At 36.5% G+C, this 17674-nt stretch carries 12 protein-coding genes; 7 read left to right on the top strand and 5 right to left on the bottom strand.

Annotation, left to right across the window (positions count from 1 at the left end; all coding sequences use genetic code 11):
* Positions 1–618 precede the first annotated feature (618 nt).
* Positions 619–2334, top strand: coding sequence for a GGDEF domain-containing protein (locus H4J38_RS14085; RefSeq protein ID WP_182132604.1), 1716 nt, complete (start codon positions 619–621; stop codon positions 2332–2334).
* A gap of 341 nt (positions 2335–2675) precedes the next feature.
* Here H4J38_RS14085 and yegD read toward each other — a convergent pair whose 3' ends face one another.
* Positions 2676–4034: a molecular chaperone gene (gene yegD, locus H4J38_RS14080; RefSeq protein WP_182132602.1), complete on the bottom strand. Its 1359-nt coding sequence runs from the start codon at positions 4032–4034 to the stop codon at positions 2676–2678.
* Positions 4035–4179: 145 nt separating this feature from the next.
* Here yegD and H4J38_RS14075 point away from each other — a divergent pair, with 145 nt between their 5' ends.
* Entirely contained in the window at positions 4180–4929 is a 750-nt protein-coding gene (locus H4J38_RS14075; RefSeq protein WP_182132600.1) for a peroxiredoxin-like family protein, read from the top strand.
* 128 nt (positions 4930–5057) lie between these two features.
* Here the strand turns inward: H4J38_RS14075 and H4J38_RS14070 are convergent, their stop codons facing one another.
* From H4J38_RS14070 to H4J38_RS14060, 3 genes are all read right to left on the bottom strand, one after another.
* A complete protein-coding gene (locus H4J38_RS14070) occupies positions 5058–5855 on the bottom strand; it encodes a ribonuclease H family protein (RefSeq protein ID WP_182132598.1) in 798 nt (265 codons plus the stop codon).
* 87 nt (positions 5856–5942) lie between these two features.
* Complete coding sequence (lgt, locus tag H4J38_RS14065; RefSeq protein ID WP_182132596.1) at positions 5943–6731, bottom strand: prolipoprotein diacylglyceryl transferase; 789 nt, start codon at positions 6729–6731, stop codon at positions 5943–5945.
* Positions 6732–6845: 114 nt separating this feature from the next.
* On the bottom strand, positions 6846–7886 hold the full coding sequence (locus H4J38_RS14060; RefSeq protein ID WP_182132594.1) for a hypothetical protein: 1041 nt from the start codon (positions 7884–7886) through the stop codon (positions 6846–6848).
* 742 nt (positions 7887–8628) lie between these two features.
* Here H4J38_RS14060 and H4J38_RS14055 point away from each other — a divergent pair.
* From H4J38_RS14055 to H4J38_RS14045, 3 genes are all read left to right on the top strand, one after another.
* Positions 8629–11376, top strand: coding sequence for a TonB-dependent receptor (locus H4J38_RS14055; RefSeq protein WP_404842621.1), 2748 nt, complete (start codon positions 8629–8631; stop codon positions 11374–11376).
* Positions 11377–11470: 94 nt separating this feature from the next.
* Complete coding sequence (locus H4J38_RS14050) at positions 11471–12961, top strand: tryptophan halogenase family protein (RefSeq protein WP_182132590.1); 1491 nt, start codon at positions 11471–11473, stop codon at positions 12959–12961.
* 20 nt (positions 12962–12981) lie between these two features.
* Positions 12982–13899 carry an aldo/keto reductase family oxidoreductase gene (locus tag H4J38_RS14045; protein ID WP_182132588.1) on the top strand — a complete coding sequence of 306 codons (918 nt, stop codon included), beginning with the start codon at positions 12982–12984 and terminating at the stop codon, positions 13897–13899.
* A gap of 117 nt (positions 13900–14016) precedes the next feature.
* Here H4J38_RS14045 and H4J38_RS14040 read toward each other — a convergent pair whose 3' ends face one another.
* The gene (locus H4J38_RS14040; protein ID WP_182132586.1) at positions 14017–16317 is read right to left on the bottom strand and encodes a peptidase U32 family protein; all 2301 of its coding nucleotides are present in this window, start codon (positions 16315–16317) and stop codon (positions 14017–14019) included.
* 116 nt (positions 16318–16433) lie between these two features.
* On the opposite strand from H4J38_RS14040, the gene H4J38_RS14035 reads away from it, so the two are divergent.
* Together H4J38_RS14035 and H4J38_RS14030 are read left to right on the top strand one after the other, a co-directional pair.
* Complete coding sequence (locus tag H4J38_RS14035) at positions 16434–17156, top strand: glutathione S-transferase (RefSeq protein ID WP_182132584.1); 723 nt, start codon at positions 16434–16436, stop codon at positions 17154–17156.
* 83 nt (positions 17157–17239) lie between these two features.
* Positions 17240–17569: a hypothetical protein gene (locus tag H4J38_RS14030; protein ID WP_182132582.1), complete on the top strand. Its 330-nt coding sequence runs from the start codon at positions 17240–17242 to the stop codon at positions 17567–17569.
* Positions 17570–17674: the final 105 nt, after the last annotated feature.

Raw genomic sequence — 17674 nt, 5'->3', positions numbered from 1 at the left:
TTAGGTAGAAAGTAGTATTTAGCATAGCAATAGAATTTCCTTCATTAGAAAATACTTGTTACTAAGGCTTATCACTAACACTGCTTAAATAGGCTTTCGTTAATTTTCCACCTAGATAATGTTAACTTTATGTTAATACTATGTATTGCATTAAATGTCGTTGTAATTTTTAACACATTTAGGTATGTTGTTTAAATGGTTTTTGTAAAAGTTAGTATGGAGAAAACCATATGCGTGAAACTTGCAGGCTAAGGTTTTTACTATTGTCACGGGTTTGCCAGAATTGATATTTTCAAGCTATTCTTTTACATTGCATGATTAAATTGAAAAAGGAATTAGGTTAATACTACCTAAAACCCTTTTATTTAATCTTCTCAAATTTTACACTATAAATTAAATTATTCAGATCCGAACTATTTTTAATCACAAATAATTAGTGATTGGATATCTCATTGTATAAAGCAATAACAGGCTTTTATTTTATATGCCAAAAATGAAGTGGAAGAACGAATTTTGAATAACTTAATAATTGCAGTTAGTAAGTTTATGATATTTTCTATCATATATTGCTTGTTATCTATTACTAATTTGGCATTCGCCAATGACTTGAAAATCACGTTGAATAGTATTCAACCAACACATAACTATGCTTGTCCTGTGGACAAAGTGTTGAGTGATAAAGTTGGATGGTTTTTAGCAAACTCACCTAATTTGTCAAATGAAGAACGCTCGAAATTACTCTGGCAAAAATCGACTGTGATATTTTGCAAGTATGGGGCTAGTGAAGATTATTTAAAACAGCTGAAAAAAATAACCCATTTACCAATTAACGAAGTAAACGTAAATATTTTATCTATTGCAATCCATGATTTAACAATATTTTATCATAAGTATTCACACAAAAAATCGTGTGATTTTTTGCATGAAAATCGACTTAAAGTAACAAATGCCTCGCAAGAGTTTTTGAAATACTTAGATATGGTAGAACTCCAATATTGTTCTGAAATTACAGCAGTTGAAAAAATCAGATCATTTGTTAGGCTACAGGAGTTAAATAAAGGCGATAACCATTTTATTAGTAATCTTTACCTGACTATAGCTCAAATATATTCATCTCTAGGTCAGTTTACTATTGCCGCGAATACGTTCAAAAAACAATTGTCTTATATTGAAGATGATTTCGATATACATTGGACTTACTATGCTATCGCAACTGAATTATTAGATGCAGGTGAAATTGAAGAAAGTAGGTCTTATTTTAGAAAATTTGAATCAGGATCGGACCTATTTATAAATACTGAAGATTACCAAGTTTTATTATTAATTTTGAAAATAAAATTTGCCTATATAGAAAAAAAGTTTGATGTAATGTTAGCGCTTATTGATGAATTTGAGCCCTATCAGAGTATGATTGAAAATTTGCATAAAGATAATAAAATGGCTTTGTATAAAGCTATAGCGTGTGTGGAAAATAATAGAACTGAATGTGTTAATACCTTTATATCAAAGAAAGACTTGTTAGTTAAACAAACAAAAAAGTCAAACTTGCGTTATCTTTATGAGTTTTTGATCAAATATTATATTTCTCATAATCAAACTCAACTATCAAAAACATATTTTGAAAGCTACATTGATATCAATCAGCAGGCTTTAATTAATCAACAAAACTCGGTTTCTATATTAGGTGTAGCAGAATTACAACAAGATATAGTCACACTTGAACTTAGCTTAATGTCATCGACATTAGAGAAATCAAAAATCACCCTAATATTGTCAGGTATTTTAATATTTGTTTTAATCGCTATTTGTTTATTTATTTGGCATCAAAAAAATAAACAAAGAATATTATCAGAAACTGATGAGCTAACCCGTATCTACAATAGGCGAGCCATTTTCGAACAAATAAGTAACCTGAAAAACACACAGAATAATGATGTACACGCTATTATTCTTTTCGACCTTGATGACTTTAAATCAATTAATGATAAATATTCACATATTTGTGGTGATAAAGCATTGAGACATATTGTTAAATTAACTAAAGACAATATCCGACAGCAAGATCTATTTGGGAGAATTGGTGGTGAGGAATTTGTAGTTTGTTTAAAGGATTTAGAAAAAGTATCTGCGCAAATTATTGTTGAACGTATCCGCAGTAGTTTTGAAAGTAACCCTATATTTATAAATGACGAAAGAGAAATAGCGGTTACGGCAAGTTTTTCCATAACCTATATTGATAAATCAATTTCTAATTTTGAAACAATTTTTCAGCGGCTAGACAATGCGCTTTATAAGGCCAAAGACCTCGGACGAAATAGAATCGTTGAAGTTTAATTAAAGTGAAGCTAATTCATTGGGGCGTGAACTCAAGTGATAAATACTTTATAAACTTGAAGTTCACGTATTTAAGATAGTTTAAATACGTGATATTCAGGGTTACCTCGTGCTAGTAGATGAAATGAATAAAGCTATTTTATCTAAAGAACTTTCTTACTATCTACCATAATTACTGATATAAATTAAGTAACCTAAAAATATACCAACATTTATTTGTACTATTACTTATTCTTTTTTAGTGTTGAATGTTAACTAGAAGTCTTCAGTATTTAAGGCAATTAACAGTTTCAACAATAGCGTTTAACTACTTTTTAATGTACCACGCTATTTTATCAAAATTATGAATAAATAGTCTTAGCCCACCGGGTAAGGCCAGCAGTAACACTGCCAAAATGATCACCAATAACAATCGGTGTATCTTGAAATTGCTGCTGTAAAAATTGATTTAATACCGGTGATTTAGCGGTACCTCCCGTTACAAATACCACATCAGGTTGACAGTTTGCCTGCGTAATAGCATCTTCCATTAACACTGCAATAGCATTCAGCTCACGTTTACACGCAATGGCAAAGCGATCTCTGTCAAGATTAACGCTAAGTCCTTCATCGATATCAGACAAGTCTATTTGTAGTTGGGTTTGTTCCGTTAAGGCAATTTTACTTTGTTCAGCCGCGTTGACCACACGGTAACTCAATTTTTGTTGTTGAACCGTTAATAAACGCTCTAACAGCTCAGGTTGTTCTGCATCACGAATAAGTTGTTCTAAAAAACGACCATTGGCGGCACTGTAGAACTCAGTTTGATGATTAATGTTGTTAATGGCCATTGCTTGCCAGTAACTATTGCTTGGCATAGGTTTACCGGTTTTTAATAAACTATTTAAACCAAAACTGGGCATAATGCCTTTAAGGGCAAAGGCAATGTCGAAATCATTACCGCCAATACGTTCACCGCTATGGCTTAATAAATCATTGGACCTATCGGTTAATATCGCTTGTTTAGGTCCCATTAATAACATTGAACAATCTGTGGTGCCACCGCCAATATCCACCACTAGCACTTTGGTTTCTTTAGTCAGGCTAGCTTCATATTCAAAACCAGCGGCAACGGGTTCAAATTGAAATTCAACATCTGTAAAGCCGACCCGTTTTGCGGCATTCGTTAATATTTGTAATGCTTGTTGGTTACTTTCTTCGCCGCGTAGACCTTGAAAGTTAATTGGGCGGCCAATAACAGTTTGGCTAATACTTCTGCCAAGCGCAGCCTCAGAGAGTTTTTTTACATTACTCATCATAGCCGCAACAATGTCTTCAAATAATTCAATTTGTTGTGGCAATAAACCACTGGCACCAAGAAATGATTTTGGTGATTTTATGTAGTAACCTTCGTCTGGCTCTTGCAGATAGTTATTTAATGCTTGTTGGCCGAAGGATAATTCAGTTGGGTAACCATCTAAGGTTAGTTCTCTTAGGGAATTTTGGCCTTTTTGTAGTTGGCGTTGACGCTGCAGTTGAAAGTTTTTTTGTTCTGCCAAGGTCAAGTGTTTGTGTAGCCAGTTTACAATAACGTCACGACTGGGCGCATACAATGTTGACGATATATATCGACCATGATCACCTAAAGATAATAGTTTTGGGGTATGGTCTTCCATAACGCCGACAGCACAGTTTGATGTACCGTAGTCAAATCCGATCATGTTGATGTCCAAAGGTAAAATGGCCGCGTAGAATACTGAGATATTACACACTAGGCAAGGGCTTTTGGGTTATTAGGTAACAAATTTCACTTTATTAAGACCAGAGCTATTAAGTCATCATTAATTTATTTCAAAGGAACACATAATGCATTTATCAATAAAAAAAATAACGTCAATCGTGTCGTTGCCAATACTGATTTCTTTAACTTTTACCAGTGTAAATTCTTTCGCTGCTGAATCGATTGAGAGTTATGCCGAAAAGCACAAAAAAAACATGACAAAAATGCAGGAGAAAAGAACTACTTGGACAGACGAAGATAAAGCGATAATGAAAGCGGCGAATGACAAATTAGTCAATGAATTACCGAATCCAGGTTTAAAAGCTGGTAATAAAGCCCCAAATTTTAAATTGTTAAATGCCTTTGGAAAAACCATAGAATTAACTCAAGAACTTGCTAAAGGGCCTGTTGTGCTTGTTTTTTATCGAGGCGCTTGGTGTCCTTACTGCAATTTACACTTACATGACTTGAAGAAGAACCTACCTGAGTTTGAAAAGTATGGCGCCCAAGTCATTGCAATTACACCACAATCGCCAGACAAGTCTGCAGAACAATTGAAAAAAAATGGATTTCCATTTCAAGTGCTCAGTGATAGCACAACCTCAGTTATGAAAGGCTATAAATTGTATTTTGAAATGCCAGAAGATCTAACTAGAATATATAAAGAGCATGGTTTAGATATTGAAGAGTTTAATGGTAAAGGCGGTAATGGTTTACCAACACCAGGTGCGTTTATTATCGATAAAAAAGGCATTATACGTACCATGCAAGCAGAAGTGGATTATAAGTCGCGTATGTCATCTGAAGCAATTATTGCTGCGCTCGCTAAGTTGTAAAATAAATGCCGCGTTATTTATAGTAAATTAATATCTTAGCTGAAAGCTAAATGCTAAAAAAGGCAGTGATTAACTGCCTTTTATTTTACTCAGATGTCTTATGATTCAAACAAGATATTAAAACTCGCTTAGCCTGAAGCCATGGCTAAAATAGCTTTAATATCAAGCGTTTCATTATATTGAACAAAACCCTTTGTACACTTCACTCTTGCTAGCACCGCCATTCTGTCGGAAAGCTCATTACCTTCTATGTTGGCGTGGCCTTTTACATGACTAATGATTAAATTAGCCTTTAGCGCTTGGTATAGCGTAAAACATTGTTTGATGATCTCAAGGTTTTTGATTTCTTCACCTTTGCCACGGGTCCAGCCTTTTGCTTGCCAACCTTTTGCCCACTTGGTAATGCAGTCAATCGAATACTTAGAGTCAGATAACACCTGTACGGTTTTACCTTGTTTAATATGATCTTGTGCGTAATTAAATGCGGCCAGTAAACCATTAAGTTCAGCGGTGTTATTAGTGCCCATAGGTTGATATAAGCCATACCATAATTCAATTAATTGCTGCTGTTGATATACAGCCATGCCCGTACCTGACTTTCCAGGGTTTGGAGAACAAGCACCATCACAATAAATATTGATATCAGCATGTTGTTTTGCAGGTGAAGAGCTATTGCTAGCTCCTGCACTATCAGCTTTAACATATGCGGCAGAAGCCGCAGGTTTAGCGCCGCTACTTTTACTCATCGAGCGTTTTGTTAAAGCCTTAGTATAGGTTGATTGAAACGCGGCTTCGGCCTCTGCTTTTGATGGAAACCCCATATATTGAGCATCTGCACGGCCTTGGGTATGGTTTTTAACATCATTCCACAGTTCAAAAACACCGGTTTTTGCGCCTTTCCATACCACGTAATATTTTTTACTCATAAATTTTTGACCATTCTTGATTAAGCATAGTTTTGTCATTATCTAAGTATTTTTAGATTGCTTAGTTATTATTGCTAACAGTAAAGGCTATTTTACTTTTTTGTTGTTTTTCATTGACCAAATAACTAATACAACACCTGCGATAAAAAACGGAATACTCAACATTTGGCCTGCAGTTAATGCAATGTCAGCAGTATAAGCAGCTTGTTTTTCTTTTAACATTTCAATAAGAAAGCGCGCAGTAAAAATTAAGATTAAAAATATGCCTAAAATAGAGCCTTGTGGTGTTTGGGCTTTCTTCTGTTTATAAAAAACCATCAAAACAAAAAATATAGCTAAATAAGCGAAGGCTTCATACAGTTGAGAAGGGTGGCGAGCAACGTTATCAATACGGGCAAAAACTACTGCCCAAGGTACATTACTCGGGGTGCCTAAAATTTCAGAGTTAACGAAGTTTGCACTGCGGACAAAAAAACCAAATAGGGCCGTACATAGTGCTAGTCTGTCGAGCAACCAAATAAAGTTCATACCATTTTTTTTGCTATAAATACCAGCAGCAATAATGGCACCTAAACCTCCGCCATGGCTAGCTAATCCACCTTCCCAAATGGCGAGTATTTTCATCGGGTTGGCAAAGTAATAACCAGGGTCGTAAAAGAAACAATGCCCTAAACGTGCACCAACGATAACACCAATAACAATGTAAACTAGTAAGTTATCTAACGCAGCTAAATCTTGTTTTTCAGTTTGAAAAATCCACTTCATAACTTGCAAACCAGATAAAATTGCGGTTGCAAATAATACACCATACCAATGTATGGTTAGTGGCCCAATGGAGAAAAATACGGGATCCAGATCCCAAACTAAATGTTGCAAAGAATAACCCTTAATATTGCTAATGTTGGATGTTACTTAACTAAAATATGCAAAAATTTAATATGATTTAAGTTAAGCAGCGATTTAATTTCCGATATTCTATCAAGCTACTTGTTACTGCGGTGAATTAATTTCTTCCAAAGCATTAATCACTTTTGTTGGTTGTTCAACCTTGATTAAAACTTGTTCAAACGACTCAACAAAAGCGCCCATCATACCCCAATATTTTATAGGCTTTTTGAAAGTTATTTTTATATTGGGGTATTTACTTCGCCCAATAATTAAGCGCTCATTATTTGTAGTATCGTCATTATTGTCTTGTTGTTTATCTGTTGCTATTTTATCGACTGGGTTTAATGAAACCGACGTAATATCGGCAAGCGGTATTACCATAAAGTTGAAAATAGTATTGTTAATGATCAGTTTTTCATCTTGAATATAAATAGAGTAGTAGCGTGATAATCGATAGTTTGCTGTCATCATAATAAAACCATACAAAATAAATGTAGCAGCTATGATGGCAAGGGTTTCACTCCAATCTACCAGCAATTGGTAACAAAGCGTTGCTATGACAATTAATGACAAGTTGATGGCTAGAAAATGCCAAGTATTGCTTGATAGTAAGTTGATTTTGTCTATTGACTTAATATGCCGTTTAGACAACCGAGGTATGGCGTAATACCAACTGGCAGGCTCTGTAGCTAAGGTTAACGCCAAAGCTTGTTTTTTATCATCATCATACTTTTCAATTACACTAATACGCGGATCACCCGTTAAATTACGCGCTTGCCATAGACCTTTGACAATAACAAACATCAAATATAATTCAATAATCAATAAAACGGCAATAATGGGATATCGCAGCCATAAAATAAAATCGAAATGTTGTGCAATATCTTCCGGAAAACTAAAGCGGGCAATAGCACTAGAAAGACTAAATATAATTAATAGTTTCCATGCCTTTTGCTTGCCGGCTTTTATGATCATAAACCAGTAAAATATTGGCAGCACTACAAAGTAAATAATACTTGCAAGAATTACAGGATATAGCCCTAATTTAGTGGTTGTAGTTTCAGGTATAAATGCAAATCCTAAGTAGTAGCTTATTATGGCAGTACATAAGAATATTAAACGGTATTTTACAGCGGCTCTCAAAGGTAATCCTTTTGTAATTATTGATATTTAAACTTTTTATACTTAACTAATGAGTGTTTAGTATAAAGGAGTTTAATGAACGCTTGAAGTTGAATTTTAAGCAATAAGCCAAGGTGTAAAGCACTAAGTCTGCGCAACATGAACAAACATAATAAAAATAGTGTTGCTTCTAAATCCGATGATAGTGTTCAAAGTTAACCATTTAACTTATAGCGTAAGTTGAGACGCTAATTTATATCACCTTTACGTATAAAAGTAGTTTAAGCCGATATTATTCTGAAAGATAAATACCATGACGGTAATTATGTCTAAATTGTTCCAAAGCACTAAAATGACCACATGTGTTACATACGTATTCAAAGCTGATATTAAAAGAAAATTATTAATTGTTGTGGCAAATACTATTTTAAAAATCGGTTTTTATTTTTTTGTAACTCCATGTTATTAAATAGTTAAATGTTATTCAGTTGGGTTTTTATTTTAAAAGAAATTGGATGATGTATCATGTTTGTCTTTCCTATAGGTATTTGTAGAGGACTTATGAATACGTATGCAAATAGTATTCATCAACAGGACTCCACTCTATATTAGAATTGTCTGCAAAACTAAGCAGAAAAATACAAATAGCTACATCAGCGCTGGAACGCTGAATAATAAATAAAGCATGGATGTATAGGGGAGTTCACCAATGTTAAATTTTAAACCAAGCCGAGTAACTTTGGCTTTGCTATCAAGCGGATTTATGGCGTTAAGTATGCCACTGCTTGCTGAAGAAACGGCAGCTAAAGAAGTATCAGAACAAGAAGTTGAAGTCATTGAAGTAAAAGGCTTTCGCGGAAGCTTAATAGAGTCAATTAACAAAAAACGCTTTTCATCTAGCGTAGTAGAGACTATATCAGCTGAAGATATTGGTAAACTGCCAGACTCCTCTATTGCTGAATCTTTAGCTCGTTTACCTGGCCTTGCAGCACAGCGACTAGATGGTCGAGCAAGTAAAGTCAGTATTCGCGGTTTTGGCGAAAATGAAAGTGCAACTACCTTCAACGGTCGTGAGCAAGTTTCTATCGGTGATAACCGAGGCGTTGAGTTTGATTTATATCCATCAGAAATCATGAGCGGTGTAACGGTTTATAAAACGCCTAATGCCACTATAGAAGGTGAAGGTATCGCTGGTGTTATCGATATGCAAACAGTCAAACCTTTGTCTCAATCAGAACGTGTTATCCAATTCAATGGCCAATTAGAGCAAACCAGTTTTGATAAATTAAATCCTGATGGCAACGACAGCGGTTTTCGTGGCACATTTGCTTATATGGATAAATTTGCTGATGACACCGTTGGTGTAGCTTTTGCACATTCTAGAATGAGCTCTCCAAATCAAGAGAAGCGCTGGAACGCATGGGGTTACCCTGAATTTACCAATGGAGATGGCACTACGGGTTCTATACTTGGTGGTGCTAAACCTTTTGTTCGTTCATCTACACTAGATCGCGACTCAACTATGCTTGTTGTAGAAGTTGCGCCGAACGACAAATTATTAATGACTTTTGATGCCCTTTACGTAGACTTTTCTGATGAAAAGATTTTACGCGGCATTGAAGTACCTTTCGCTTGGGGCCAAGGCTCTATTTCTGGCGACACAGCAACTATTGACCCGGATACCGGTTTTGTAACAAGTGCTATTACACAAGGCCAGCGCGTAGTTGTTCGTAATGACTACGAAGAGCGAAACGCTGAACTGACATCATTTGGCTTTAATGCTAAATATGACCTTAATGACGATTGGGCATTAGACTTTGATGTCAGCTACTCTAAAGTTGAACGTGAAACTTGGAGTGTTGAAAGTTACTCAGGTACCGGTCGTGGTGATGCTCGTGGTGTTGCCGATAACTTAGGTTATACCTTTGATGGCGGCAATACTGGCGCTACTTTTACCCATGACTTAGATTACAGTGATTTCAATCTTATTCAATTAGGCGGTCCGTTATCTTGGGGCTGGAGCCAAGCATTAAATGATAAGTTTGGTGTTACAGGCACTGAATATGAAAACCAGTTACAAGATGGTTTTATTAATGCGCCAAGCATTGATGATGAACTAAAAGCCATTAAACTGGCGGCAACTCAAGTGATAGAAAATGACGTTATTGCAAGTATTACTTACGGTTTTTCATATCGTGAGCGCGAAAAAGTAAAAGAGTCAGAAGGTTACTTTATGACGCTTTCATCGTTTTCATACCCTGACAATCCAGGCATGATGGCAGTCCCAGAGCAATATAGAGAAGGAACTGCTTCATTAGGTTTTATCGGTATGGGTGACATGATAGCTTATGATACTCAAGGGTTAATAAGAGACGGTTACTACGACTTAACGCGCGAAAGTTTAACAAATTCTAGTCATGCTACTAAATCTTGGTCAGTTAACGAAGAAGTTACCGCTTTATTTGTTCAAGCTGACATCGATACTGAAATAGGCGGCTTTCCAGTAACGGGTAATCTTGGTGTGCGTTATGTACAAACCGAGCAGAGCTCTAGAGGCTCAGCTATTCAGACTATTGATCAAAAGGTTGTAACTACACCGACAGATATTAGCCATGATTATTCAAACGTTTTACCGAGCTTGAACTTGTCAATGCGTATTGATGATGAACAAACGTTACGCTTTGGTATCGCTAAAACTATATCTCGTGCCCGTCTTGATGAAATGAATGCTTCAGTCAATGCTAATTATAGTCAGCAAGTAGATGACAACGGCAATAATTGGAGTATTAGTGGTGGTAACCCATTACTTGAGCCAAAAGAAGCATTAGGTGTGGATTTATCATATGAAAACTATTTCAGTGATGAAGGTTACTTTTCAACAGCATTTTTCTGGAAAGATTTAGATCAGTGGATCTTCGACGGAAAATATGAAGTTGACATGTCAGGTGTAGTAAATCCAGAAACAGGAAACATACCTGATAACCCAATAGCCTCAGGTAATGGCAAAGTTAATGGCGGCGGCGGCACACTTTGGGGTTATGAACTGTCGGTGACATTTCCATTCAAAATTATTGATGAACGCTTAGATGGTTTTGGATTAATTGCTAGTCATACTGGAGTTAAGTCAAATATTGATGACCACAATAGTAATGATTACGAATTACCGGGTCTTTCGAGCAAAATTCAAAATTTGACATTTTACTATGAGAAAGAAGGTATTCAATTTAGAACTAGCATGCGCAAGCGTGGTGATTTTAAAGGCGATGTTTACGGTTTAGGCTTCACTACTACGCAAGTTGATATTGTTGGCGAAACGGTCTGGGATGCACAAATTGGTTATGACTTTGGTGAAGCAGGTATCGAAGGTTTAGAAGGCTTGTCAGTATTCTTACAAGGCTATAACTTAACTGCAGAACCATTTACCTCTCTTCAGGGCGAAAATGCACTTCAAGTACGCGATTATCAAGATTATGGTCGTACATATTTGCTAGGTTTCAGCTACAAGCTGTAAATTAATCTAGTATTTATTTAGCCCTTGTAATATAAATATTGCAGGGGCTTTTTTATTTAAATAACCTGAAAATCTGTTTTAGCTAGAGGTAGTAATGAGTAAAGATAAAGTCACAAATGTTGTTATTGTTGGCGGGGGTACCGCAGGTTGGATTTCAGCTGCCTTGTTAGCTAAAATTTTAGGAAAAGCCGTTAAGATCACTTTAATAGAATCAGAAAAAATAGGCATAGTGGGTGTTGGAGAAGCGACAATTCCACCAATGATTAACTTTAATAACGCACTCGGTATTAATGAAAATGATTTTTTAAAAGCGACCAAAGCAACAATAAAGCTAGGTATTCAATTTGAAAATTGGAAAGAGCTTGGCAGCAGTTATATGCATGCTTTTGGTGGCGTAGGCAAAAACTTTCCATTTTGTGACTTTCATCATTTTTGGGTAAAAAGTCAGCAACTAGGCATAGCGTCAGACTTTTGGGACTTTTCAGTAAACTATCAAGCGGCAACGCAGAATAAATTCGGTAAAATGCCTAATCTTGAAGGTACGAATATCCCAGGTATTACTTATGCCTACCATTTTGATGCCGGCTTATATGCTAAGTTTTTGCGAGAATATAGCGAAGCTAAAGGGGTTGAGAGAATTGAAGGCATTATTGAAGATGTTGAGCTTGATAATAAAACGGGCAATGTAAAAACCTTAACATTGGATAATCAGCAAAAGGTTGTTGGTGATGTTTTTATTGATTGTTCTGGAATGCGCGGAATATTGATAGAAAAAGCCTTAAACACAGGCTATGAAGATTGGTCACATTGGCTTCCTTGTGATCGAGCGATGGCGATGCCAACAACATCGACAACGCCGATTAAACCATTTACTCGATCTATTGCCCATGAAGCCGGTTGGCAATGGCAAATTCCTCTACAGCATAGAACAGGTAACGGTATTGTTTATTCGAGCCGCTATTTAGATGACGAAAGTGCAAAGAAAATTTTGTTAGCTAATGTTGATGGTGAGCCGCTTGCAGAGCCTAAAGTGATCCCTTTTCAAACCGGTAGAAGAAGAAAGCAATGGAATAAGAATGTTGTTGCGATTGGTCTATCAAGTGGCTTTTTAGAGCCGCTAGAGTCGACCAGTATTCACTTGATTCAAACCGCAGTAATTCGATTAATTAAACATTTCCCTCATCAAGGCATAAAAGAAGAAGAAATTAATGAGTTTAACCGACAATCAAAAATAGAAATCGAAAAAATTCGAGATTTCATTATTTTGCATTATAAGTTAAACCAGCGTGGTGACTCGCCATTTTGGCGTGAATGTCAACGCATGGATATCCCAGAGTCATTAGCCACTAAAATGGCGCTGTTTAAATCTTCAGGTAAAGTATTTAGAGATTATGATGATTTATTTACAGAAATAGCATGGCAGCAAGTCATGATTGGTCAAGGACTAGTACCAAATGATACTCACCCGTTAAGCGACCAGCTCACAAAAGACCAATTAGAAGAATTATTTGATAATTTAAAGGTATTAATTCAACGTTCGGTTGATAAGTTGCCGACACATGAAGCGTTTCTTAATAAAATTTAATCAAGAACCAAGAGTAAAAAATGAAAAAAATCTCAATCGGCAATTCCACTATCGAGTCATCACGCTTTATTTACGGCTGCATGCGTATTGCTGGTGACAATAGCACGAGTGATCGTGCTAAAGGTAAACAAGCCGTAATGGCAGCGCTCGAAGCTGGCTATAATCATTTTGATCATGCTGATATCTACGGAGGCGGTACTTGCGAAAGCCTTTTTGGTGAATTGTTAGCAGAACAACCATATTTACGTGAAGAAATTATTATCACCTCAAAAGCCGGTATACGACCAAATAATAATGAGGATAGCTACGCGCCAAAACGTTATGACTTTAGTCGACAGTATTTATTGTCTAGCGTTGAAGGTTCTTTAAAGCGGTTAAATACTGATTATTTAGATATGTTTTTACTGCATCGTCCCGATTATTTATTTGACGTGCACGAAGTGGCTGAAACCTTTGCGCTATTAAAAGCCAGTGGTAAGGTTAAGCATTTTGGAGTTAGTAACTTTAAACCGTCACAAGTTGAGTTGTTAAAATCTGCGTTATCTATGCCATTATTGGTCAATCAAGTAGAAATTAATATTCACAATATCGATACCTTACTTGATGGCACGTTAGATCAATGTCAGCAACAGGGTATTACACCTATTGCCTGGTGTCCGCTAGGCGGTGTTGCTTATTCTGCATGGGGAAATACGTTTTCAGTTGAAGATGAGCAAAGAATTGAAAGAGAACTAAACAGCCAAAGTAAAATCTATGGTTGCGCACCTTGGCAAGTTATTCTTGCTTGGTTGTTAAAACACCCTGCCAATATTTGCCCCATTATAGGTTCAACGACCCCAGAGCGCATTGTTGCGGCCAAACAAGCCTTAGCACTAGATTACTCGCGTGAAGATTGGTATCGCTTGCTAGAAGCTAGAAATGGCCAAGCAGTGCCGTAGTTTTTCTTTTTAAATAAAGTGTTAAGTTAACCATCAATAAAGCCACTCATTTACTTTATAATCGTAAGTGAGTGGCTTTTTTAATTTACATTGTCTAAATAATAAATCGTACCTTATCTACAAACCATTATGGTATTGAATATTAGTCGACTCAGGCACTAAATTATTTAACTGTTGTTTTACTGCCGACTGCTCATCCTGCACTTGATTAGACAATAGTTCTTCAAATTGGCTGATCATCAAGGCTTTATCAGGAGATTCTTTATCGCCTGCGCCAATGTTGGTTAAATCAATCATAAAGCTGTCGAATAAACCGAATAAATCTTCAATAATTTCCATATTTAAAAACTGATCTTGGTTATAAATACTTGGGTAACCGGCTTTTTGTTTATCAATAGCAAACGACACGCCTTTAAGGTTAGTGATGCTAGTCGACTTATCACATGAGAGCATACAGCCATTGTCGATGCGTGGTTTTTCACAACCCACACTTTGTTGGAAGAAACACTGTCGGCTAGTCATCAACAAGATAGGGTGGTAAATGCTGTAAAATAATTTAAAGTTTTCAGGGCGTGCAATATGCTTCATTTGCATGGCATTAATTTCGTTTGAAATAAACGCGCCGCTACAGTCAAAGTCTTCTTTCATGGCTAATAGCGCGTATGAGTTGGTGGTGTTTAAAAACGGGCCAGCAATCCATTTTATGCCTAAGGCATTGGCTTTATAAGCAATGCCTGTGTTATTCGTGACGATAAGTTCAGGTTTTACTTGCTCTAAAATAGTGACAGCCGCATCGTAATCCTTACCGATAAGTACGGCAGGGAACCATGGGATTAAACGTGGGTTGTTCTGTAAAAAGCCAACATACTTAGTGCAGCCACGTTTGTAAGCATCGGGTAATTTAAAGTAAATATCAGCATCAGTAACCTCTGTAAGCGCAACATCGGCTTCGTCACAAATCAAAATTGATAGTTCAGCTTTACTTGCCTTTGAAGTATCACTTTTAGGGTGACTAACCAACTTAGGTAAAGTCACCTCAGGGATAATATCAACAGCATTATTTAACGTGCTGGCGATTTGGTTTTTAAGTGCGGTTAGCTCTTTAAATGGGATGCTTAAACCTGTGTTTAGGTTATCGCAGTTTAGCTCGGTCAGTAAAAATTCGGCGTTGTTAAAACTTTTAAAGCGTTTTTCTATCGTTGCCTTGTCAATACTGGCGTTATCACTGGCGCGTAATAGGCTAGTTGACTGCACGGCAAAGGTATTTTGCTCAATAGAAAAGCCTGTTGTGTTTACTGTAACCGTGAGCGGTTGCTCAAGTTGACCTGAAAAGCTTAAGGTTAACGGCACTTTTTCAATACTTAAATGCTTTATTTTCTCAACCACTTCCGCTTCAATATCGTTTTTATCTGTTTGCAGGTTTTGCTCTACATCTTGAATTTGTACCACTGAAATAGCTTGGCTTTCATCGGCTTTAAACTTACTGACCGCATGCACTTTTGAGTTATCGCGCGGGTTATCAATAAACATCGATTGATTTAAATCGCCACGTAAAAAGGCATTGGAGAAGTCGCGATTAAATACTTTATAAAGTCGTTCGCCATCTTCAGTTAATTCGCCGGTATTGAGGAAACCATCAATTTGTTTACGGAAACTATCAACTACCGTGTGTACGTAGTTAGCGCCTTTAATACGGCCTTCAATTTTAAAAGAATGCACACCAGCTTCGATTAAAGCAGGTAAGTCAAAAAAGGCAGAGTTGTCTTTAATATTTAGTGGGAAGTTATGACCAGTCGGTGTGGTTTCATATTCTTCACGACATGCTTGGCTGCAGCGACCACGGTTTCCTGAGTTACCAACACTAGCAGAGGTTGAGTAACATAAGCCTGAAAAGGCAACGCAAAGTGAGCCATGAACGAATACTTCGGTTAGCACATTATATTCATTGCAAACTTCAGTAATAGCGGTTATTTCGCGTAAGTTTAATTCTCTTGATAAGTTAACCCGCGAGGCACCTAATTTTTTCAAAAACGGAATTTGGCCAATATTATGGGTAGTTAACTGAGTTGAAGCATGAATGTCTAAAGTCGGAAAATGCTTTTTAATAATGTTAAACATGCCGATATCTTGCACGATAACGCCGTCTAATGTGGTGTTTACCAATTTACTGAGAAGCTTTGCAATCGACTTAAATTCACGCTCTAAAATAATAACGTTTAAGGTCAAAAATATTTGGCATTCGTATTGATGGGCAAGACGAATGATGCCAATGAGTTGTTCAAAGGAGATATTAGCAGCGCGATTACGGGCATTTAGTGTGTCTAAACCGCAATATACCGCGTCGGCTCCAGCTATAATTGCCGCTTTAATTGCGTCAACATCGCCACCTGGGGCTAATAATTCTATTTTATGATCCATTTGTACAACTTTTTATTCGCTAAATTTCAGAGCAGGGATTTTACCCGTATATTTCCCTAATGAATACCGTTAAAGTTGCAGTATTAGCAGAAAATGAATTCATCAAGAAGAGCACAATGGCACTCCCTATCCTTTATTCGTTAAGAAACTGCCCGTATGCAATGCGAGCGCGCATTGCCATTTTTAAATCACAACAGCCGGTTTTACTTCGCGATGTGGTACTGACCAATAAGCCAGCCGAAATGATTTTAGCTTCAGCCAAGGCCACAGTACCGATTTTAGTGCTTGAAGAACAGGGTGAAATTAACGGCGAGACTAACATCGAAAAGTCAGTAGAAGCTAAGAATAAGATTATTGATGAAAGTTTCGATATCATGCTGTGGGCGCTGAATAGAGCCGATCCTGATAATCTGCTTCATCAGTCTGACTTACAGGAAAAACACACCAACAACACATTAAGCGAAATGATAGCGTTAATTAAAGACTTCGATGTCGAGTTTAAAGTTCGGTTGGAAGCGTATAAATGTGCAAAGCGTTATCATGAAAATACACTCACCGATTGCCGTGTGGCTTGTGAGCAATACATTCAAGTATTAGAAAGTCGCTTAACACAGCATGATTATCTATTCTCAACACACGAAAGCTTAGCCGATATAGCCTTACTACCCTTTATTCGTCAATTTGCTCGAATAGAGCGCCAGTGGTATTTACAATCACCGTATCCGAATCTTAAAAAGTGGTTAAATAGCTATTTACAAAGCCCAATGTTTACTAAAGTTATGGCAAAGCACCCCTTGTGGCTTGATAGTGGTGAAGAGGTAGTTTTTGTTGGTAAATAAGCTGATTTTGAAGTGTGCGAATTTTTAGCTGTTTTTCACCTTTGTTCTGCTTCTTTCAATGCGTTAGTCATATCGATAATATTGTGACTGTAAAAAGGGAAATTGCAGAATCATTTGAAATTCCTGTTCAGGAAATCAGTGGTTACATCAAAACAATATTAAGTGAAAAAAAGCGTTTTTATTCTTACACCCAAATAACTCAAATTACTGAGGATTGTTTTGATACTGTTATAAAACCAATAGGCTGGCCTTTAATACTTTCAACCAAAATGACTATTACTTTTTATAAAAATGAAGAGCTCACAGAAGTACTTGTACGAACCACTTCGAAAAAAATGGTGTTTCATGATTTATTTAATATGTATAACGGTTATATAAACAATTTCTTAGGTAGGTTGCGTAGCTATAGCTAAAAAGCACTATAGTGGTAACCCCTTATAGTTTAATTTCCAGAGCAAACTTTAATAATGGTGACTCATTCATTTTCAATGTATATAAATAGGGTCAGGTCAAGGTTA

The sequence above is a fragment of the Colwellia sp. BRX10-3 genome, assembly GCF_014077505.1.
Taxonomy (GTDB): Bacteria; Pseudomonadota; Gammaproteobacteria; order Enterobacterales; family Alteromonadaceae; genus Cognaticolwellia.
The sequence above is the reverse complement of the archived record's forward strand: the minus strand, read 5'-3'. Positions and strand labels throughout refer to the sequence as shown.